General features: G+C 69.9%; 15 protein-coding genes, 2 tRNA genes and 1 pseudogene. 5 read left to right on the forward strand and 13 right to left on the reverse strand.

The annotated features are described in order from the left end of the window. Nucleotides 1-7: 7 nt before the first annotated feature. The 3 genes from E5671_RS18245 to E5671_RS18255 form a co-directional block, all read right to left on the reverse strand. Nucleotides 8-613 (reverse strand): ATP-dependent Clp protease proteolytic subunit, encoded by a 606-nt coding sequence (locus E5671_RS18245; RefSeq protein ID WP_202122057.1) that lies wholly within the window; start codon nt 611-613, stop codon nt 8-10. Between the two features lie 420 nt (nt 614-1,033). Then, a complete protein-coding gene (gene tig, locus E5671_RS18250; protein ID WP_160505027.1) occupies nt 1,034-2,416 on the reverse strand; it encodes a trigger factor in 1,383 nt (460 codons plus the stop codon). A 138-nt stretch (nt 2,417-2,554) separates the two neighbouring features. Continuing rightward, nucleotides 2,555-2,631: transfer RNA gene (locus E5671_RS18255), tRNA-Pro, on the reverse strand. Between the two features lie 150 nt (nt 2,632-2,781). Between E5671_RS18255 and E5671_RS18260 the strand changes: the two genes are divergently transcribed. Further along, nucleotides 2,782-2,852 (forward strand) — tRNA-Gly (locus tag E5671_RS18260). A 79-nt stretch (nt 2,853-2,931) separates the two neighbouring features. On the opposite strand, the pseudogene E5671_RS46290 reads toward E5671_RS18260, so the two are convergent. Continuing rightward, nucleotides 2,932-5,108 (reverse strand): annotated as a pseudogene (locus tag E5671_RS46290) (serine/threonine-protein kinase). A gap of 7 nt (nt 5,109-5,115) precedes the next feature. Then, complete coding sequence (locus E5671_RS18270) at nt 5,116-5,310, reverse strand: hypothetical protein (protein ID WP_160505028.1); 195 nt, start codon at nt 5,308-5,310, stop codon at nt 5,116-5,118. Nucleotides 5,311-5,938: 628 nt separating this feature from the next. Here E5671_RS18270 and E5671_RS18275 point away from each other — a divergent pair. After that, nucleotides 5,939-7,201: an acyltransferase family protein gene (locus E5671_RS18275; RefSeq protein WP_160505029.1), complete on the forward strand. Its 1,263-nt coding sequence runs from the start codon at nt 5,939-5,941 to the stop codon at nt 7,199-7,201. Here E5671_RS18275 and E5671_RS18280 read toward each other — a convergent pair. The 3 genes from E5671_RS18280 to E5671_RS18290 form a co-directional block, all read right to left on the reverse strand. Continuing rightward, nucleotides 7,198-7,659, reverse strand: coding sequence for an HD domain-containing protein (locus tag E5671_RS18280; protein WP_160505030.1), 462 nt, complete (start codon nt 7,657-7,659; stop codon nt 7,198-7,200). The two genes, E5671_RS18275 and E5671_RS18280, sit on opposite strands and share 4 nt — an antisense overlap. 180 nt (nt 7,660-7,839) lie before the next feature. Continuing rightward, nucleotides 7,840-10,302, reverse strand: coding sequence for an FtsX-like permease family protein (locus E5671_RS18285; protein ID WP_160505031.1), 2,463 nt, complete (start codon nt 10,300-10,302; stop codon nt 7,840-7,842). After that, the gene (locus E5671_RS18290; RefSeq protein WP_237330627.1) at nt 10,302-11,087 is read right to left on the reverse strand and encodes an ABC transporter ATP-binding protein; all 786 of its coding nucleotides are present in this window, start codon (nt 11,085-11,087) and stop codon (nt 10,302-10,304) included. Before E5671_RS18290 ends, E5671_RS18285 begins: the two co-directional genes overlap by 1 nt. 332 nt (nt 11,088-11,419) lie before the next feature. Between E5671_RS18290 and E5671_RS18295 the strand changes: the two genes are divergently transcribed. Further along, nucleotides 11,420-12,601: a cation:proton antiporter gene (locus E5671_RS18295; RefSeq protein ID WP_160505032.1), complete on the forward strand. Its 1,182-nt coding sequence runs from the start codon at nt 11,420-11,422 to the stop codon at nt 12,599-12,601. On the opposite strand, the gene E5671_RS18300 is transcribed toward E5671_RS18295, so the two are convergent. Further along, complete coding sequence (locus E5671_RS18300) at nt 12,587-13,747, reverse strand: PP2C family protein-serine/threonine phosphatase (RefSeq protein ID WP_160505033.1); 1,161 nt, start codon at nt 13,745-13,747, stop codon at nt 12,587-12,589. The two genes, E5671_RS18295 and E5671_RS18300, sit on opposite strands and share 15 nt — an antisense overlap. A 129-nt stretch (nt 13,748-13,876) precedes the next feature. On the opposite strand from E5671_RS18300, the gene E5671_RS18305 reads away from it, so the two are divergent. Continuing rightward, nucleotides 13,877-15,106: a GNAT family N-acetyltransferase gene (locus E5671_RS18305; protein ID WP_160505034.1), complete on the forward strand. Its 1,230-nt coding sequence runs from the start codon at nt 13,877-13,879 to the stop codon at nt 15,104-15,106. Here the strand turns inward: E5671_RS18305 and E5671_RS18310 are convergent. From E5671_RS18310 to E5671_RS18320, 3 genes are all read right to left on the reverse strand, one after another. Continuing rightward, a complete protein-coding gene (locus E5671_RS18310; protein ID WP_160505035.1) occupies nt 15,103-15,333 on the reverse strand; it encodes a superinfection immunity protein in 231 nt (76 codons plus the stop codon). The two genes, E5671_RS18305 and E5671_RS18310, sit on opposite strands and share 4 nt — an antisense overlap. 2 nt (nt 15,334-15,335) lie before the next feature. Then, nucleotides 15,336-16,172, reverse strand: coding sequence for a DNA-formamidopyrimidine glycosylase family protein (locus tag E5671_RS18315; protein WP_160505036.1), 837 nt, complete (start codon nt 16,170-16,172; stop codon nt 15,336-15,338). Nucleotides 16,173-16,423: 251 nt separating this feature from the next. After that, nucleotides 16,424-16,909 carry a ribose-5-phosphate isomerase gene (locus tag E5671_RS18320; protein WP_160505037.1) on the reverse strand — a complete coding sequence of 162 codons (486 nt, stop codon included), beginning with the start codon at nt 16,907-16,909 and terminating at the stop codon, nt 16,424-16,426. 174 nt (nt 16,910-17,083) lie between these two features. Here E5671_RS18320 and E5671_RS18325 point away from each other — a divergent pair, with 174 nt between their 5' ends. Next, nucleotides 17,084-18,571, forward strand: coding sequence for an amino acid permease (locus E5671_RS18325; RefSeq protein WP_160505038.1), 1,488 nt, complete (start codon nt 17,084-17,086; stop codon nt 18,569-18,571). Here E5671_RS18325 and E5671_RS18330 read toward each other — a convergent pair. Further along, nucleotides 18,568-19,614 carry a serine/threonine-protein kinase gene (locus E5671_RS18330; RefSeq protein WP_160505039.1) on the reverse strand — a complete coding sequence of 349 codons (1,047 nt, stop codon included), beginning with the start codon at nt 19,612-19,614 and terminating at the stop codon, nt 18,568-18,570. The two genes, E5671_RS18325 and E5671_RS18330, sit on opposite strands and share 4 nt — an antisense overlap. Between the last annotated feature and the right edge of the window lie 125 nt (nt 19,615-19,739).

Consider the following 19,739-nt stretch of genomic DNA (forward strand, 5'->3'; position numbering starts at 1 on the left):
GTGAGGCTCAGGCTCCGGTGCCGCCGCCGCCCGGCATGCTGGCCGCGTTGGGCATGATGTCGTCGATGAGGCCGTACTCCTTGGCCTCCTGCGGGTCGAACCAGCGGTCTCGGTCCGAGTCGCGGGTGACCTGCTCGACGGTCTGCCCGGTGTGGAACGCGGTGAGATCGGCCATCTTCTTCTTGGTGAGAAGGAGACGCTCGGCGTGGATCTTGATGTCCGACGCGGAGCCCGCGAGTCCTGCGGAGGGCTGGTGGATCAGGATCTCGGCGTTCGGCAGCGCGAAGCGCTTGCCGGGGGTGCCGGCGCTGAGCAGGAACTGGCCCATGGAGGCCGCCATGCCCATCGCGATCGTCACCACGTCGTTCTGGATGTACTGCATGGTGTCGTAGATCGCCATGCCGGCCGTGATGGATCCACCAGGGCTGTTGATGTAAAGGAAGATGTCCTTGTCCGGCTCAGCGGCAAGGAGCAGCAGCTGCGCCGTGATCTTGTTGGCGATGTCGTCGTCCACGGCCTGGCCGAGGAAGATGATCCGCTCGCCGAGCAGCCGGTTGTAGACCTGGTCGCCGAGGCCACCACCGATGGAGGGGTCGCCGGCGGCGGAGGGCATCAGATTCGTCACGTATCCACCTGCTCGTCTTACGACGGCGCCGGGCCGTCTCACGTCTTCTTCTGAGGCTTGGGACCCCGCGTGCTCGCCGCTCCGGGGCGGCTTCGGGGACTCCCCTGCCCTCGTATTCATGGACCCTAACGCTCAGCCCCGTCCGGGGAATCCCGCAAAGGCGACTGTTCGCTGTGAGCGCAGGTTCTGGCGGGGGCGCCTCATCAGCTGCCGGGGAGTGCCCCGAAGGGGCGCGGGGAACTGCGCCCTCAGCCCCCGCAGGGCCGCAGGCGCGTCTGCCGCGGCACGTCCCACGGCGGGTGCGGCTCGTACCTGGTTGCTCGCGCAGTTCCCCGCGCCCCATAAGGGCGCGACAGGCCCCCGGGATCGAGATCCCGGGGGCCTGTCGTACGAGCGTCAGAGCGAGGCTCAGGCCTCGGTCTTCTCCTCGGCGGCGGCGTCGGCCGACTCCGTGGCTTCGACCGTCTCGGCGGTCTCGTCCTCGTCGTCGAGGTCAACGACCTCGCCGTTCGTGTCCTTGACCGTCGCGGCCTCCACGACGACCGCGAGGGCCTTGCCGCGGGCGACCTCGCCGACCAGCATCGGGACCTGGCCGCCTTCGACGACGGCCTGGGCGAACTGGTCGGGGCTCATGCCGGAGGACTGCGCGCGACGCATGAGGTGCTCGGTGAGCTCCTCCTGGTTCACGTTCAGCTTCTCCTTGTTGACGAGCTCGTCGAGGACGAACTGCGTCTTGATGCCCTTCTCGGCCTGCTCCTTGGTCTCGGCGTCGAACTCTTCCTCGGTCTTGCCCTGGATCTCCAGGTACTTCGCGAGGTCGAGGCCCATCTGGCCGAGCTGGTGGTTCACCAGGTTGTGCTTGCGGGTCTCGATCTCGTCCGCGAGGAGCTTCTCGGGGACGGGGACCTCGACCAGCTCGAGCAGCTTCTCCAGGACGCGCTCCTGGGCCTGCGTCGCCTGGTCGTACTGCTTCATGTTCTCGAGGCGCTTGCGGCTGTCCGCCTTGACCTCGTCCAGGGTGTCGAACTCCGACGCGAGCTGCGCGAAGTCGTCGTCCAGGGCGGGCAGTTCACGGGCGGCGACCTGGGTGACCTTGACGGTCACCTCGGACTCCTTGCCGGCCGCCGAGCCGCCCTTGAGCTCGGAGGTGAAGGTGGCCTCGCCACCGGCCTCCAGGCCCTTGACGGCGTCGTCGATGCCCTCGAGGAGCTCGCCGGAGCCGATCGTGTAGGAGACGCCGGACGCGACGCCGTCCTCCAGGACCTCGCCCTCGACCTTGGCCTCCAGGTCGATCGTCACGACGTCGCCGTCCTCGGCGGCACGCTCGACCGGCGAGGTGGACGCGAAGCGCTCACGGAGCTCCTCGACGGCCTTCTCGACGTCCTCGTCGCTGACCTCGACCGCGTCGACCTCGACCTCGATGCCGGAGTAGTCCGGGATCTCGATCGCGGGACGGATGTCGACCTCAGCGGTGAAGTTGAGGGTCTCGTTGTCCTTCAGCTCGGTGATGTCCACCTCGGGCTGGCCCAGGACGTTGAGCTCGGCCTCGTTCACGGCCTCGGTGTAGAACTTCGGGAGCGCGTCGTTGACGGCCTCTTCGAGGACTGCGCCGCGGCCGAACCGCTGGTCGATGACTCGGGCCGGGATCTTGCCCTTGCGGAAGCCCTTCACCGTGACCTGCTGGTTGATCTTCTTGTAGGCCGCGTCGAGGCTGTCCTTGAGCTCCTCGAAGGGCACCTCAACAGTGAGCCGAACCCGGGTCGGGTTCAGGGTCTCCACGGCGCTCTTCACGGTTCGGTCTCCTTGGGGCTGACTTCTTGGGATTGAGCCCGGCTCAGAGACACACGGGCACACAGCTTGCATAGTAACGGCAAGCGGGAGCCGAGCCACAATGCGATCTTGCGAAGGAGATCCTGGAAGAGATCCAGCTGGTCGGGGTGGCGGGATTTGAACCCACGGCCTTCCGCTCCCAAAGCGGACGCGCTACCAAGCTGCGCCACACCCCGTCGGTGCGACACGTAGGGTACATGCCCGCAGGCAGTGCGGCGCCCGCTTAATCGCGGGTACGTACGGGGTGTGCGGACAGGGCGTCCGACCCGCTACGATGCTTGCCGTGCCGCGGTCGCTGACCAGCAGTGTCCTGCGGCGCGAGCTGTGCGGGTGTAGCTCAATGGTAGAGCCCTAGTCTTCCAAACTAGCTACGCGGGTTCGATTCCCGTCACCCGCTCTGTGGCCTCGGGCCCGGTTCCTCGGAACCGGGCCCGAGGCTTTTCTTCACAGGGGTTCTCAGGAGTTCTCAGGGGTTCTCAGGGGTTCCGTACGTCGATCGAAAAGACGGAGCGCATTCCGTAAGGGACGTAGAGGGCGTCGCCCACGAGGGTCAGGGGGGCGCCCGGCTCGTCGGTCATCGCCGCGCTCGCTCCCCGGCCCGGGCGGGTCCAGCCGATCGCGCCCGTGTTCCGGTCGAGCGCCGCGAGGCGGCCGCTCGGGGACGCGAGGTAGACGTGCGAGTCGGAGGCCAGGGGCGGGCCCGGCATCTCCACGGTGGAGTTGCGGGCCCAGGTCTGGCGGCCCGAGCGCGGGTCGACGGCGCGGACCGTGCCGTTGACGGAGGTGAAGTAGACGGTGCCGCGGCTGAGGGTCGCCGTCGGCTCGCCGGACTGCGGGCGGGTGAGGCGGACCGTGTGCAGGCGGCGGGTCTCCAGGTCGAGCGCGATGATCCTGCGGTGCGTCTTCACGGAGGGGTCGGTGAAGAGCAGGCGCCCTCTGGTCTGCCCGAGGAAGCTGAGCTCGTCGCGGGCCGTGGCGGTCCAGCTCGGTTTTCCGGTGGCCGGGTCGAGCCGGATGATCCGGGTGCCGTCCGGGTCGTCGGTGGGGCAGAAGAGATAGCCGTGGCCGGCCGCGGACCGCAGATCGCACTCCCCGCCCGTCGAGGCGAGGCGCGGGAACGGATGCTGCCAGACGGGCTTGCCGTCGTCGGGACCAAGGAGGGCGTACGAGGATCCCTCGTCGCCGTAGGCGGTGAGGACACCACCGTTCGTGGTCGCCACCGTGGCGGGGCCGGCGGAGCCCTTCAGCTCACCCGCGGTCTCCGGCGCCATGGCGCCGGTGCCCCGCTGGGTCGGCCTGGTCCAGAGCTCGCGGCCGGTGCGGGCGTCGATGGCCTGGATCGCGTAGTCGTTGTCGGGTTCCCCGGCGGACGGGCTCTCCTCGGTTTGGTCGTTGCGGTAGACGAAGAGACGGTGGCCCGACCTGCCGATCACGGTGCCTTCGTCGAGTGACCAGGAGTCGGGCTCGGGGTCGACCGGCAGGCTCCAGGCGGCCTTGCCGGTGGCCAGCGAGAAGCGCACGGCCTTGACGTCGTTGCCCGCGCACACGAGGCCGCCGAGGGCCGCGGCGCAGTTGGAGAACGGGCCGTACACGTCATCCGCCGCACCGGAGCTGTCCTTGGCCTGCCAGGCCCGCCACCCCTCCGGCAGATCACCGCGTCCGGGCCCGTCCGACGCCGCGAGGCGTACGACGACGCCTGCCCCCAGCGCCATGAGCAGCGCCCCGCCCATGGCCGCCCCGACGAGCACCCGTCTGCGGCGGCGCGGGCGCGCGGGCGGCGGGGTGCCGGCGGGCGGGGACGGCGGGGGCAGGGGCTCGCCCCTGAGGAGGGCCAGGAGCTCGTCGGGGGTGGGGCGGGACTTGGGGTCCTTGGCGAGGCACTGCTCGACGAGAGGGAGCAACTCCTCGGGGACGCCTTCGAGTTCGGGTGCGCCCTCGACGACGCGGGTGGCCGTCTCGTACGGACTGTCGCTGTCGAAGGGGCCGCGTCCCGTCGCCGCGTGGACCAGGACCGCGCCCAGCGAGAAGACGTCGGAGGCGGGGCCCACCTCGCGGGGCGTGGTGAGCTGCTCCGGGGACATGTAGGGCGGGGTGCCCTCCCCCAAGCTCTTAATGAGCAGGGGGCACCCCCATCCCGGCCGGTCTGGGTCAAGGGGTCACCGACGAGGGCCCCGGCCGTGCGGGAGACCCCGAAGTCGATGACGCGGGGGCCGTCCTCCGCGAGCATCACGTTGGCCGGTTTCAGATCGCGGTGGACCACGCCGACTCGGTGGATGTCGCGCAGCGCCTCGATCAGGCCCGCCGTGAGTTCACGCAGCCGGTCGAGGGGCAGCGGGCCTTCGCGGCGTACGTGGGCGCCCAGATTCTCGCCGGGGATGTAGAGCGTGGCCATCCACGGGCTCGGGGCGTCCGCGTCGGCGTCCACGACCGGGGCCGTGAAGGCGCCGCTGACCTGGCGCGCCGCCTCGACCTCACGGCTGAAGCGCGTCCGGAACTCGGGGTCGTCGGCGTACTGGCCGTGTACGACCTTCAGCGCGAGGCGCCGTCCGGAGGCCGATCGGGCGAGATAGACGACGCCCATGCCTCCGGAGCCGAGCCGGTCGTCGATCGGATAACCGCCGATCTCCGCCGGATCCGAGTCGCGGAGCGCCATCCGCCGGTCAGAAGCTGATCGAGTTGATGGTCTCGGCCACCTCATTGAGGAAGCGATTTATGGAGGGGGCCATTCCGGTCGAGGCGAGGAAGAACCCGAAGAGCACCGCGACGATCGCGGGCCCCGCTTTGATCGATCCCCCGCGGATCAGCACGATGAGGATGATCGCCAACAGCAACACCACTGACAGCGAAATGGCCACACTGATCACACCCTAGGTCGGTCTCTCCCCGGCCCGGGGGGTACGACCCCGCACACCCCCGCCAGGACCATCGTGCCACCAACGCGCCATCCGTATGCGGCCGGTGACACATCGTCGGCCAAGGCCGCACGTGCCCGGCGTGGACGCGGCGCACGGGGTGCCCTTGGGGCGTATGAACACCGCGCCCCCGCACGACAATTCGAAGCCCGCGCACGGCCACTAATTCGGCTTGATCGTTTCCATTGCCACACAACTCGTTCGCCAGAAATTCGAATTGTTGCCGGACCCACACCGCCGGCTCCACAAAGACCCAATCAATCGGACATTTCACCAGAGTCGCCTGCGGGCGTTATGCGACGTTTAAGGGGGATGAGTTGTGACGTACTGGACATTCGGCTCGGTGTATCGGCAGTGACAGGAGGTGAATCTTCCTGTCGGCTCCGATGATTTCCGGGTACTCGGACCGCAATAGCCCTGATCCGTCTGTGATTGAGATGACAGGTGAGTTGGGGGTTTTACGAATACACATGAGCGACGCTAGGGTGCCTCAGATGTTCCACGCTGCCACCATCCCCGCAAGCGCAGTGCGGTCCAGGATCGTCTCACCGAGCTCTTGGTGGGAGGGCCTGTGACGAACTCGGTTCAACCGCACGGCCGCCACCGGGCGCCGCTCCCCCCGGCACATGTGCCCGCGGACGGAGTACCAGGCCCCCGCGCCCCCCAGTCCACCATGGCCGCGACCGTTCCCCACGCCCCGGCCGGCACCACCGCTCGCCCCGCCCCGACGGGCCACCCCGGCTCCACGGGCCACCCCGGCACCACGGGCAGATCCGCATCCACGGGTCAACCCGCCAAGCAGCGCGACTCCTTCTTCGACAACGCCAAGTACCTGGCGATCGTCCTGGTCGCGATGGCGCACGCCTGGGAGCCGCTGACCGACGGCAGCCGCGCCGCAGAGGCGCTGTACATGACCGTCTACACGTTCCACATGCCGGCGTTCATCCTCATCTCCGGCTACTTCTCGCGCAGCTTCGACATGCGGTCCGACCGCCTCAAGCGCCTGGTGACCGGCATCGCCGTGCCGTACGTCATCTTCGAAGTCGCGTACACCTTCTTCAAGCGCTACGCGGACGACGATCCGACGCAGCCGATCAGTCTGCTCGACCCCTGGTACCTCACCTGGTTCCTGGTCGCGCTCTTCGTCTGGCGTCTGACGACCCCGCTGTGGAAGCTGGTCCGCTGGCCGCTGCCGCTCGCGCTCGCCATCGCCGTGCTCGCGACGATCTCTCCGGACATCGGCGACGACCTGGACCTGCAGCGCGTGCTGCAGTTCCTGCCCTTCTTCGTGCTCGGCCTCTTCATGAAGCCCGAGTACTTCCAGCTGGTGCGGCGCCGCGAGGTGCGGCTGCTCTCCATCCCGATCTTCGCGAGCGCGCTGCTCCTCGCGTACTGGGCAGGGCCGCGGATGACGTCGGCCTGGTTCTACCGCCGGGACAGCGCACAGGAGTTGGGTGCGCCGTGGTGGGCCGGTGTCGTGATGACGCTGGCGCTGTTCGGCTGCTCCGCCATCCTCACCGCCTGCTTCTTCGCGTGGGTTCCGCGCCGGAAGATGTGGTTCACGGTGCTCGGCGCGGGCACGCTGTACGGCTACCTGCTGCACGGCTTCCTCGCCAAGGGCTCGCGTTTCTGGGGCTGGTTCGACGACTACGAGTGGATGCACACGCCTGTGGGACAGGTGATCGTGTCGCTGGTGGCCGCGGCGGTGGTGACGCTTCTCTGTACGCCTCCGGTGCAGCGGATGTTCCGCTTCGCCATGGAGCCGAAGATGGAGTGGGCGTTCAAGCGGGACGCTGCCGCGTTGGCTCGGGAGCGGGCCAAGTCTTCTTCCTAGCGCTGCGACTGGACGCCCAGTAGGGCGCGCATGTTCGCGTATTTCTCCGTGAGGCGATCACGGGTCGGCCCGTCTAGCTCTGCTAGGCGGGCCGGATTCGCGTTGTGGGCCAGGTCCGCTTCCTTGACCAGGCGGGCGCCGGGGGTTTCGAGGATGCGGGTGGCGTAGGCCTCGGGGGGTTCGCCCGCCCTCTTGGTGAGGGCTCGCACGATGTCCTTCGTACGTGGGGTGAGAGGCGCGTCCCGCAGCCACTCCTCGGTGAGGGCGTTGTCCTCGATGGCGTCGTGGAGCCAGGCGGCGGCGATCTGTTCCGGCGAGCCGTTTCTGGCGTGGACGCCCTTGGCCACGGCTTCCAGGTGCTCTGTGTAGGGGCGGCCCGCTTTGTCCTTCTGGGTGGCGTGGGCCTGGCGGGCGATTGCTTCTACCTCGGGCAGGGACAGCGGAGGGCTGGGGCTCATGCGGAGATTTTCCCCAACCCCGCCCCTTCCCGAAAACCGTGCCTGCGCCCCGGACCTACCTGGGGCTCCGCCCCAGACCCCGCTCCTCAATCGCCGGAGGGGCTGAAAATTCAGCCCCTCCGGCGATTGAGGAGGCCCTCGCGCAGCGAGTTTTCGGGAAGGGGTGGGGTTGGGGGAATGTCAGTCCCGGACCCGCAACGCCGCCCTCGCCGGCAAGGCCGTCGCCGCCAGGCCCAGGGCCAGCGTCGCCGCCACGAAGGAGCCGTACAGCAGTGGCGGGATGTACGGGGACTCCCCCGTCAGGCCGTTCATCATGGGGATCAGCGTCGCCATCGCGATCGCCGTGCCGATCACGATGCCCGCGCAGGCGACCAGCAGCGCCTCCCACCGCACCATCCGCATCACCTGGCGCCGGGTGGAGCCGATCAGGCGCAGCGTGCCGAGTTCGCGGCGGCGGTCCAGGACCGTCATCACCAGGGTGTTGACCGCGGCGATCGCCGCGAACCCGCCCAGTACGGCCGCCATCACCGCGTTCGCCCAGGCGTTGACCGCCCGGTCCGTGGACTGCGCGGTGGCGTAGCCGTCGCGGTCCTGGAGTGTGCCGAGGGCTGTGAGGGCCTGCGGCGCCTTGCCCTTCGTCCAGATCTCCGAGGAGAAGGACGAGGTCACGTGCTGCTTCAAGTCCGATGAGGGAAGCGTTACTTGGGAGAGGCCCATGCCTCGGTCGTACGTGGCCACCACCTTCGGTGACGTCTTCGTACCGTCGGGCATCCGCAGCGCGATGCGCTCGCCCGTCTTCACGTTCGCGGAGTCCGCGAGCTTCGCGTCGACGGCGATCTCGCCCTTGCCGAGCGAGGCCATCGTGCCCGTCCTGACGCCCAGGTCCTGGACCTTGGTCAGGTCGCGGGGGGAGCCGGTGACGCCCTGGGCCGACGCGCTCTCCAGCCAGCGGTCACCGCCCGAGCCCACCGGCACCAGGACGGAGGTCTTGAGGAGGCCCACGGCCGAGGTGACTCCAGGGGCCTTAGCGGCCTTCGTGACCCCGGCCGGGGTAGCGCCCGCCCCGGACGCCGTCACGATGTGGTCCGCCGTGATGCCTTCCCGCTGCTGGTCGGCCGCCACCCGGTCCTCGCTGGTGTGCATGAAGACGAGAGTGGACGAGAACGCCATCGCCAGGACGATCGGGGTGATCGCGGAGGCCAGACGGCGGGCATTCGTACGGGAGTTGGCCGCGGCGAGCGAGGCGGACGCGCCCGCGCCGCGCAGCGGAAGTCCGAACAGGGCCGCGCAGCCGCGGGCGACCAGCGGGCCGAGCAGGGCCACGGCGAGCATGAACAGCATGACGATGCCGAGGGCCACGTTGGCCGCGTCGTCCCCCGTCAGGGATGAGGCGACCCCGGCGAGTACGCAGCCGCCGACGGCCGCCGCGATCCCCAGCGGCATACGGATCCAGCCGAAGCGCAGGCGTTCCACGGAGGATTCGCTCAGGGCCTGGCCCGGCCTGATGCGGGAGGGGCGGCGGGCCGCCATGTAGCCGGAGACCAGGGCGGTGAGCACGGCCACGCCGACGGCCGATACGAGGGGGATGAACGAGATGGACAGGTCCAGGGCCTCGGGGATCGCTCCCCTGTCCTTCAGCTGGCCGAACCACCAGCCGGCCAGGGCGATTCCGGGCAGCACCCCGACCGCTCCCGCGAGGGGTGCGACGAGCAGGGCCTCGGTGGCGATGGTGCGGCGGATCTGGCGGGGCGTCGTGCCGATGGCCCGCAACAGCGCGTACTCACGGGCCCGTTGGCCGACGGAGAGCGCCACCGTGCCGGCCGCGGTGAACATGGCGACCATGGTGGCGACGCCGCCGAAGGAGCCGCCGAGACCGGTGAGCATCTCCTGCGCGTAGGCCAGCTCGGAACCCTCGGCCTCGCTGCGGTCGTCGCCGGTGTGGACGTCGGCCTTGTTGCCGATGGCGTGCGCCACCTGGGACTTGAGGGCGTCGTCCGTGACGCCGTCCTTGGGCAGGACGGCTACGGCGTCGATGCGGTCGGGGTGGCCGGAGAGCCGTACGGCGTCGGAGTCGGTGAACCAGGCGGTGGGTGCGCCCTGCCCGGACCGTACGGTGCCGGAGATCCGGAAGTCGCGCGGCCCGTCCGCCGTGGTGAGCGTGGTGTGCTCGCCGACGGAAGCGCCGGGCGCGGCGATGACGACCTCGCCGGGGTGCGGGGCGCGGCCCGCGGTCAGCTTCTCGCCGGTGAAAGCCGTGGAGCCCCAGCCGTGCGCGGTGACTTCCTTGCCGCCGGACTGCACCGGGAAGGTGACGTCCGGGACCGCGGTGCGCGCTCCGGGAACCGAACCCGCCTTGGCCACGAGGGAGTTGTCGATGCGGGCCCGGTCGGGCAGCGGCGTGGCGGACTCGGAGCGGCTTTCACCGCTGCCCGTGACGAAGTGGGCGCGCTGGTCGGCGGCGGCGACCACGGGGGCACCCGCGTACCGGGTGGGCGGCACCGATGCGCGCACCCCCGTCTCCAGGAGGATGCCGCAGGCGGACACGATCAGCGCGGCCATCATCAGCGCGACGAACGTGCCCACGAAGGCCGCGGGTTTGAAGCGGATGGCGGCGCGTGCGAGGCCGTTGGGCATGGATGCCATTACGCGGCCGCTCCCGCGTAGGCCGGAGCGGTCAGCGTCGTCATGCGGGCCGCGATCTCGGCTGCGGATGCCCGCTCAAGGCGGTCCACGATCGCCCCGTCGGCGAGGAACAGGACCCGGTCTGCGTACGCCGCCGCGGCCGGATCGTGGGTGACCATGACGACCGTGGCGCCCATTCCGTCGACCGCCGAGCGGAGCAGGGTGAGGATCTCGGCGGCCGTGGTGGTGTCCAGGGCGCCGGTCGGCTCATCCGCGAAGATCACGTCCGGGTTCGTGACCAGGGCGCGGGCGATCGCGACGCGCTGCTGCTGGCCGCCGGAGAGCTCGCCGGGGCGGCGCTTGTGCTTGTCGCCGCCGAGGCCGACGCGCTGGAGCATGTCGGCGGCCCTGCGGCGGTCGGGGCGGTGTCCTGCGAGGCGCATCGGCAGGACGACGTTCTGCTCGACGGTCAGCGAGGGCAGCAGGTTGAAGGCCTGGAAGACGAAGCCGAGGCGGGTGCGGCGCAGCGCGGTCAGCTTGTTCTCGCTCATGGACGTGATCTCCGTGCCGCCAAGACGCACCGTGCCCTCGCTGGGCCGGTCGAGTCCGGCCGCGCACTGCAGGAAGGTGGACTTGCCGGAGCCCGACGGGCCCATGACGGCGGTGTAGCTGCCGCGCTCCAGGGCGAGGTCGATGCCGCTGAGGGCGTGCACGGCGCCGGATCCCCTGCCGTACCTGCGGCGTACGCCGTGCAGTTCTACGGCCCAGTCGCCGCCGCGGGGCGCCTCGCCCGGCATCGGGGGCATCGGCTGCACCGCTGAACTGCCCTCGCCGGATCGCTTCTTGCGCCGCAGCCCCATGGCTTCGTCCACCTTCCGTCCGTACGTCCTGATCGATACCTCGAACGTACGGATTCGGGGTGCTGTGGACCATGAGGGTCCCCGGCGGACGAGAGGTAGGGAGAACCCCACCTTCGGCCGGAAGCCCACCTCCGGGCGTCAAAGGTTGCTCCGTCAATCGTTTGGTAAGCTAACTATTGACGCGTTCTTGACGCACCCTTTGCCATTCGTATGCGGTGGGTGCGTCGCCGACTACCAGGAGGAACGGGCCCATCGGACACGCAGACACCCTGATAGCCATGGGCGGCGCCTTTCTCGCCGCCGCCGTGCTCGCCCGCTTGGGCGGCCGCATCGGACTCCCCACCATCCCCCTCTTCATCCTGGCCGGGATCCTCCTCGGCCCTCACACTCCCGGCGTGGTCCTGCTCTCCGACCCCCACGACCTGGAGATGCTCTCGGCGCTCGGCCTGGTGCTTCTGCTCTTCTACCTGGGCCTCGAGTTCCACATGGACGACCTCAAGACGGGCGGCCGCAAGATGGCCCTCGCCGGAGGGACGTATCTCGCGCTGAACGTCGGCGCGGGCCTCGGCTTCGGATTCGCCCTCGGCTGGGGCACCTCCGAGGCTCTGGTCCTCGCCGGGGTGCTCGGCATCTCGTCGTCGGCGATCGTCACCAAGGTGCTCGTCGACACCGGACGGCTCGGCAATCCGGAGACGAAGCCGATCCTCGGCATCATCGTCGTCGAGGACATCTTCCTGGCTCTTTATCTGGCGGCGCTGCAGCCGGTCCTTTCCGGTGCCGACAGCCTCGCCGCGGCGGTCATGGACGGCGGCAAGGCCTTCGGCTTCCTGCTGCTGCTCGCCCTCGTGGCGCGCTTCGGCACGAAGGTCGTCGGGCGTCTCATGGACACCCGCGACGACGAGCTGCTCGTCATCTCCTTCCTCGGCGCCGCGGTGTTCGTCGCCGGGGTCTCGGAGTGGTTCGGGGTCGCGGACGCCATCGGCGCGTTCATGGTCGGTCTGATGGTGGGCAGCACGGCGTCCGGCGAGCGCGTCCGCAAGCTCGTGCATCCGCTGCGGGACGCGTTCGGGGCGATCTTCTTCTTCGGCTTCGGGCTCTCGATCGACCCGGGCGACCTGCCCACGGTGCTCTGGCCGGTGCTCGCCGCCGTGGCCGTGACGCTGCTCATGAACGTCCTCGCGGGACTCGGCGCGGCGCGTATCTACGGGTTCGGGGCGGGCCCCGCGGCGAACATCTCCACCACCCTGCTCGCGCGCGGTGAGTTCGCCCTGATCCTGGCGACCATGGCGGCCACCGCGGGACTCGACGAGCGGCTCTCCCCCTTCATCGCGGGGTACGTGCTGCTGCTCGCGGTGCTCGGACCGCTGGCGGCGGGGCGCTCGCGGTGGCTGGCCCGGATCCTGCCGGGCGGGCGTGACGGCGTACAGGAGGCGGAGCCCGAGTTGTCAGGCGCTCGCTGACGGCTCCCGGCAGATCAGGAGCAGCGCCCGGTCGTCGTTCACGTCCTTCGCGACCGCCTCGATCAGATGCCACGCGGCGCCGTGGAAGCCGCCCGCCACATAGCGGTCGGCTTCCCCGGTGAGGCGGTCGATGCCCTCGCTGATGTCGCGGTCGGAGGTCTCCACGATGCCGTCCGTGAACAGCATCAGGACGTCTCCGGGGCGCAGGAGGCCCTTCACCGGGTCGAACTGGGCCCCGTCGTAGACCCCAAGGAGCGGCCCCTCCGCGGCCTTCTCCTCCCAGCGGCCGCTGCCCGCGCTGAGCTGGAGGCCCGGCGGGTGGCCCGCCGTGAAGAGTTCGTAGTCGCCGGTCTCCAGGTCGAGGACCAGGTGGGTGGAGGTCGCGAAGCCCTCGTCCCAGTCCTGGCGCAGGAGGTAGCCGTTGGCGGCGGTCAAAAACGCGTGCGGCGGCAGCGAGCCGAGCAGGCCGCCGAAGGCGCCCGACAGGAGCAGGGCGCGGGAGCCCGCGTCCATGCCCTTGCCGGACACGTCCGTGAGGACGACCTCCAGGGTGCGGCCGCCGTTCGTGCGGGCCGCGACCACGAAGTCACCCGAGAAGGACTGGCCGCCGGCGGGCCGCAGGGCCATCTCGCGGTGCCAGCCGCGGGGCAGCTTCGGCAACTTGCTCTGTACGCGGATACGTTCGCGCAGGTCGAACAGCATCGTTCCGCCGCCGCGCCACGGCACGCCGACCCTGCTGCGGAACTGCGCGATGATCAGCCCGAAGAATCCGCAGGCCGCGACGACGAGGACCACTCCGGGCGTGACCCGTGAGGGCCCGTCCGTGTACGGGCCGAGCTGGACGGACTCCACGATGAGCGCGGCGGCGGCCGTCGCGTACAGGCCGAGCAGGCTGGAGGGGCGAAGCAGCAGGCCGCCGGCCACGATGGGCAGGACGAGCGCGGAGGGCGAGAACCAGACGTTGTTGACGATGGTGCAGAAGGCGATCACCGGGATGGTGACGAGCAGGCCCGCGAGCGCGATCCAGTCCGAGCCGTCGCCTCTGAAGTAGTCGACCCCGGATTTGCGCAGCCCTATGCGCGCCCGGTGGATCCGCTTCTTCATCCGGGCTGTGAACGTCTCGGCTTCCGCTCGCCTGCCTGCCATTGCTCCCGGACCCTATCCACCGTGTCAGGCACTTCGCACGGGAGGTGCCGGTTGTCCCCCGTCAGGGGCATGCTGTCAGCCCGCGAAAATCCTGTCGCTCCGCCCGCTTCACCCTGGTAGGCATGGCATATGACGACGGAATTGCGGGAGTTGCGCCAGGAAGACTGGGACGAGTACTACGGCACCCTTGAGCTCGCCTTCGGTGGCGTCGCCGAGGCGAAGGAGGAGCATGAGCTCTGGAACGCGCTGACCGAGTTCGACCGCTTCTTCGGCACCTGGGAGGGCGGGACCTGCGTCGGCACGACGGGAGCGTTCAGCTTCCGCCTCTCGGTGCCGGGCGGCTCCTTGGTGGACACGGCAGGCGTGACGATGGTCAGCGTCGCGGCGACGCACCGGCGGCGGGGAATCCTGACGTCGATGATGCGCCGCCAGCTCGACGACGTACGCGCGAAGGGCGAGCCCCTTGCCGTGCTCACGGCCTCCGAACCCGCCATCTACGGACGGTTCGGGTACGGCGCCGCGACGTTCGCGACGAAGACCGAGATCGACACGTCACGCGTGAGCCTCTCGGTGCCGTCCGGTACGGATGACGTACGCCTGCGCTACGCCAAGCCCGCCGACGTCCACGAGGCGTGCGAGGCGCTGTACGCGCGACGGGTGAGCGAGCGGCCGGGAATGCTGGCCAGGCAGCCCGGCTGGGAGCGGCTCGGCCTGCTCGACCCGGAGAGCGAGCGGCACGGCGCGTCGCCGCTGCAGTGCGTGGTCGCCGAGCGCGACGGGGAGCTCGTGGGGTACGCGCGCTTCCAGGTGAAGCCCGACTGGGACGGGGCGGGCCCCAAGGGCACGGTCCGGCTGCGCGATCTGGAGGCCGACGACCCGGTGGCGTCCGCGGCGCTGTGGCGGTTCCTCTTCGGCATCGACCTGACGTCGACGGTAGAGGCGCACAACCGCCCGGCGGACGACGCGGTGTTCCACCTTGTCTCGGACGTGCGGCGCTGCCGGCTCCAGGTGAAGGACTCCCTCCACGTACGTCTGGTGGAGGTGGGAGCCGCCCTTGAGGCACGCACCTACCGGACGCCGGTGAACCTGGTCCTTGACGTCGAGGACGCCTTCTGCCCCTGGAACGCGGGCCGTTGGCGGCTCACGGGCGACCTGAAGGGCGCGACCTGCGAGCGCACCGACGAAGACGCCGATCTCGCCCTGTCCGTACGGGACTTGGGCTCGGCCTACCTCGGCGGCGTGTCCCTGACGTCACTGGCGGCCGCGGGCCGGGTGCGGGAACTACGGCCGGGCGCGCTGGCCGAGGCGACGACGGCCTTCGGCTCGGACGTCGCGCCGTGGCTGCCGCACGGGTTCTAGCCGGGGGCTTCGGGCGGTCCCGGCAGCGGGGCCTTGCCCTTGCGGGTGGCCAGGTACAGGGCGATCAGCCAGCCGATGACGGAGACGCCGAGGACGAGGTTGACGACCAGGACGAGCCAGCGGTTCTCGATGCCCCGGTTGAAGGCGATGAGGGACGGCAGCAGGAAGGCCACCAGGCTGAGCAGCGCGAACAGGGCGGCGCCCAGCAAGCCGATGCTGCCGAGCATGGTCAGCCGCCCTTTCGCCGGGATCGGCGGGGCCGCTGGCACTTCGGGCACCAGAAGAGATTGCGGGCGGCGAGATCGGCGGTGCGGATCTCGCCGCCACAGATGTGGCAGGGCATCGTGGCCCTGCGGTACACGTACACCTCGCCGCCGTGGTCGTCCACGCGCGGCGGGCGGCCCATCGCCTCGGGCGTGTGCTCGGGCCTGACGGTGTCGATGCGGTTGAGTCGCACGCCCTCGCGCATCAGGGCGACCAGGTCCTCCCACATCGCCGTCCACAGGGCGGGCTTGATGTCCTTGCCCTGGGTGTACGGGTCGATGCCGTGCCGGAAGAGGACCTCGGCGCGGTAGACGTTGCCGACGCCCGCGATGACCTTCTGGTCCATGAGGAGGGCGGCGATGGTGGTGCGGCTGCGGGCGATGCGGCGGTAGGCCTTCTCCGGGTCGTCCGCTTCCCTGAGGGGGTCCGGGCCGAGGCGGGCGTGTATCGCCTGCTTCTCCTCGTCCGTGATGAGGGCGCAGGTGGTGGGGCCGCGGAGGTCGGAGTGGTACGCGTCGTTCAGCAGGCGCAGGCGGACGGTGTCCGTGGGGGGAGGGGCGGGGGTCCCGCCGAGGGCGTACTTGCCGAAGAGCCCGAGGTGGATGTGGACCCAGCCGGTGTCGGCGAAGCCCAGGAAGAGGTGCTTGCCGTGGGCTTCGGCGGTGTCCATCTCCTGACCGTTCAGGAGGGCCGCGCTGTCGGAGAACTTGCCCTGGGGGCTGGTGACGCGGAGGGGGCCTCGGCCCTGGAACCGCTCCCGGTGGTCGGCTGCCAGCCGATGAATCGTGTGCCCTTCCGGCACGGGGTCCTCCTCGGTCGGTCAGAGCAGGGATTTTTCCCCAACCCCGCCCCTTCCCGAAAACCCGCTCCGGCGCGGGGGCCTCGCGTGCCGTCATCACCGGCTTCGCCGAGTTCGTCCTCAAACGCCGGACAGGCTATATCCAGCCCGGCCGGCGTTTGAGGCCATCTTGTACAGGGTCTGGGGCGGAGCCCCAGCAGGCCCCTGCGCCGAGCGGGTTTTCGGGAAGGGGCGGGGTTGGGGACGAAAAAGCCCTACTGCTGCGGGTGGCCGGCCGGGATGGGGGGCAGCTCGCCCGTCGTCTCGTACGCCGACAGCATGTCGATCCGGCGGGTGTGACGGGCCTCACCCGAGTACGGCGTCGCCAGGAAGATCTCGACGAACTTCGTCGCCTCTTCCCGCGTGTGCATCCGGCCGCCGATCGACACCACGTTCGCGTCGTTGTGCTCACGCCCGAGCGCGGCCGTCTGCTCGCTCCAGGCGAGGGCGGCCCGCACCCCCTTCACCTTGTTCGCGGCGATCTGCTCCCCGTTGCCGGAGCCCCCGATCACGATGCCGAGCGACTCGGGGTCCGCCGCCGTCTTCTCCGCGGCGCGGAGGCAGAAGGGGGGGTAGTCGTCCTGGGCGTCATAGATGTGGGGCCCGCAGTCGACGGGCTCGTGGCCGTGGCTCTTGAGCCACTCGACCAGGTGGTTCTTCAGTTCGTAGCCGGCATGATCCGAGCCGAGGTACACGCGCATGCGACTGAGTGTGGCACGTCACGGGGCGGGTAGCGGCGTCCGGGGGCCGGACCTTGGTCACCAAGGTCTGGGCCAATGGGCCGGAATATCACGATCCGGAGTCAGGACTTCCGTCACGTACACCCCTGAGTTTGAATGCGGGGGCTCGTGACCCGAGAACTTAAGGATTCGTCCATGACCTCGCAACCCTCCCTTGCGAAGGCAGACCGCAACCCCGTCAATCCTGGGGATTCGCAGTCTGGAGACACCGGCGACGGCCTCAAGGCCGGGCTGAAGAACCGCCACCTCTCCATGATCGCCATCGGTGGCGTCATCGGGGCGGGACTCTTCGTCGGCTCAAGCTCCGGCATCGCCGCCGCCGGGCCCGCCATCCTCGTGTCGTACGCCCTCGTCGGCACGATGGTCGTCCTCGTGATGCGGATGCTGGGCGAGATGGCCGCCGCACGGCCCACCTCCGGCTCCTTCTCCACCTACGCGGACCAGGCCCTCGGCCGCTGGGCCGGTTTCTCCATCGGCTGGCTCTACTGGTTCTTCTGGGTCGTGGTGCTCGCGGTCGAGGCCACCGCCGGAGCCGTCATCCTCAACGGCTGGATACCCTCCGTCCCGCAGTGGGGCTGGGCGCTCATCGTGATGGTGGTGCTCACCGCGACGAACCTCGTCTCGGTCGGCTCCTACGGTGAGTTCGAGTTCTGGTTCGCCGGCATCAAGGTCGTCGCCATCGGCGGCTTCGTGATCATCGGTCTGCTCGCCGTCTTCGGCGTACTGCCCGGCTCCGACAACCCCGGCGCCGGATTCGCGCACCTCACCGACGCGGGCGGATTCATGCCCAACGGCGCGGGCGCCATCCTCACCGGTGTGCTCATGGTCGTCTTCTCGTTCATGGGCTCGGAGATCGTCACCCTGGCCGCAGGTGAGTCCGAGGACCCGCAGCGCGCCGTCACCAAGGCGACGAACAGCGTCATCTGGCGTATCGGTGTCTTCTACCTGGGCTCGATCTTCGTCGTCGTCACGCTGCTTCCGTGGGACGACAAGTCGATCCTCAAGGACGGTTCGTACGTCGCCGCGCTGAACTCGATCGGCATTCCGCACGCCGGTCAGGTCATGAACGTCATCGTCCTGACCGCCGTCCTCTCCTGCCTCAACTCCGGGCTCTACACCGCTTCCCGCATGGCCTTCTCGCTCGGCCAGCGCGGTGACGCACCCAAGGCCTTCGCGCGCACCAACTCGCGCGGTGTGCCGATGGCCGCGATCCTCGGCTCGGTCGTGTTCGGCTTCGTCGCCGTCTGGTTCAACTACCAGTGGCAGGACACCGTCTTCGACTTCCTCCTCAACTCGTCGGGCGCGGTGGCCCTCTTCGTCTGGCTGATGATCGCGTTCACGCAGCTGCGGATGCGCGGCATCATCCTGCGCGAGGAGCCGGAGAAGCTCGTCGTGAAGATGTGGCTCTTCCCGTACCTGACGTGGGTCACGATCGCGATGATCTCGTTCGTGCTCGTCTACATGCTGACCGACGAGGCCGGGCGCAAGCAGGTCCTTCTCTCGCTGCTCGCGGCGGCGTTCGTGGTCGTCTTCTCTCTCGTACGCGAGAAGGTCCGGCCCCGCGACGCCGCAGAGGCGAGTGCCGAGACCGACACGGTCGACACCGACACGGTCGACGCCTAGCCGGTCCCGTCCGACGGTGGCGCGGTCGACGTGCCCGCCACCGTCGGCGGAGGCGTGCTCGGTCCCGGCGGCCCGCCGCCGCCCGGATCGCGCGCCGTGAAGAACATGACGGCCGCCACGGCGGCCGCGACAAGCAGCACCACGGCGGTCAGCACATGCGGCCGCCAATCGGCCCGGGGCCGGTCACCGGGCCCGCGCCATGACGGCGTGGGCCTCGCGAGCACCGCCCGCAGCGCCTCCTCCACCGCGTCCAGGTCCGGTCGCGCCGCCGGGTCCTTGGCCAGGAGCGCCGAGAGGAGCGGGCGTAACCCGCTTGGTTCCGGCGGCAGTTCGGGCGCCTCGTGCAGGACCGCGACCAGCGTGTTCAGGGCCGAAGTGCGGGCGAACGGCGAGCTGCCCCGCAGCGCCGTGCAGAGCGTCGCCCCCAGGGACCAGAGGTCGGACGGCGGCCCCTGCCCGGCCCCGGAGACCCGCTCGGGAGCCATGTACTCGGGCGAGCCCACCAGCATCCCCGTCTGCGTGAGGCGGCCCGAGTCCTGGAGCGCCGCGATGCCGAAGTCCGTGAGGACGACCCGGCCGGCAGGTCCTCCCTGGCCGAGCAGGACGTTCTCCGGCTTGATGTCACGGTGCACGACACCCGCCGCGTGCACCCTCCGCAGCGCCGCCACCAGGGCGAGGCCGACGCGCGCCGCCGCGTGCTCGTCCAGGGGCCCCTCGTCGTCGACGTACCGGGCGAGCGAGCGGGCGTCGACCAGCTCCATGACGATCCAGAGGCGGCCGTCCTCCTCGACGACGTCATAGACGCGTACGACACCGGGGTGATCGATCCGCGCGCTGGCCCGCGCCTCGCGCAGCGCGCGTTCTCTGCGGACGCGCCCTTCCTCCGTCTCGGGGCCTTCGAAGGCCCCCTCGACCCGCATCTCCTTCACCGCCACGCGGCGGTCGAGGAGTTCGTCGGCCGCGCGCCAGACGCGGCCCATGCCGCCCTGGCCGATGACGTCGAGCAGGCGATAACGGCCCGCCACCACGCGAAGCTCCGGCATGGGTTCACCCCCAACCTCCTTTCATGACAGCACCTCGGCAGAGGTCCGGAAAACTTGACGGCGGATGTCAGGTTTTACGGGGAGGCTCTGACGCGTCAGCAGCCCTTCTTTCAGCAGCACTTCTT

Source organism: Streptomyces sp. BA2 (assembly GCF_009769735.1).
Lineage (GTDB): Bacteria > Actinomycetota > Actinomycetes > Streptomycetales > Streptomycetaceae > Streptomyces.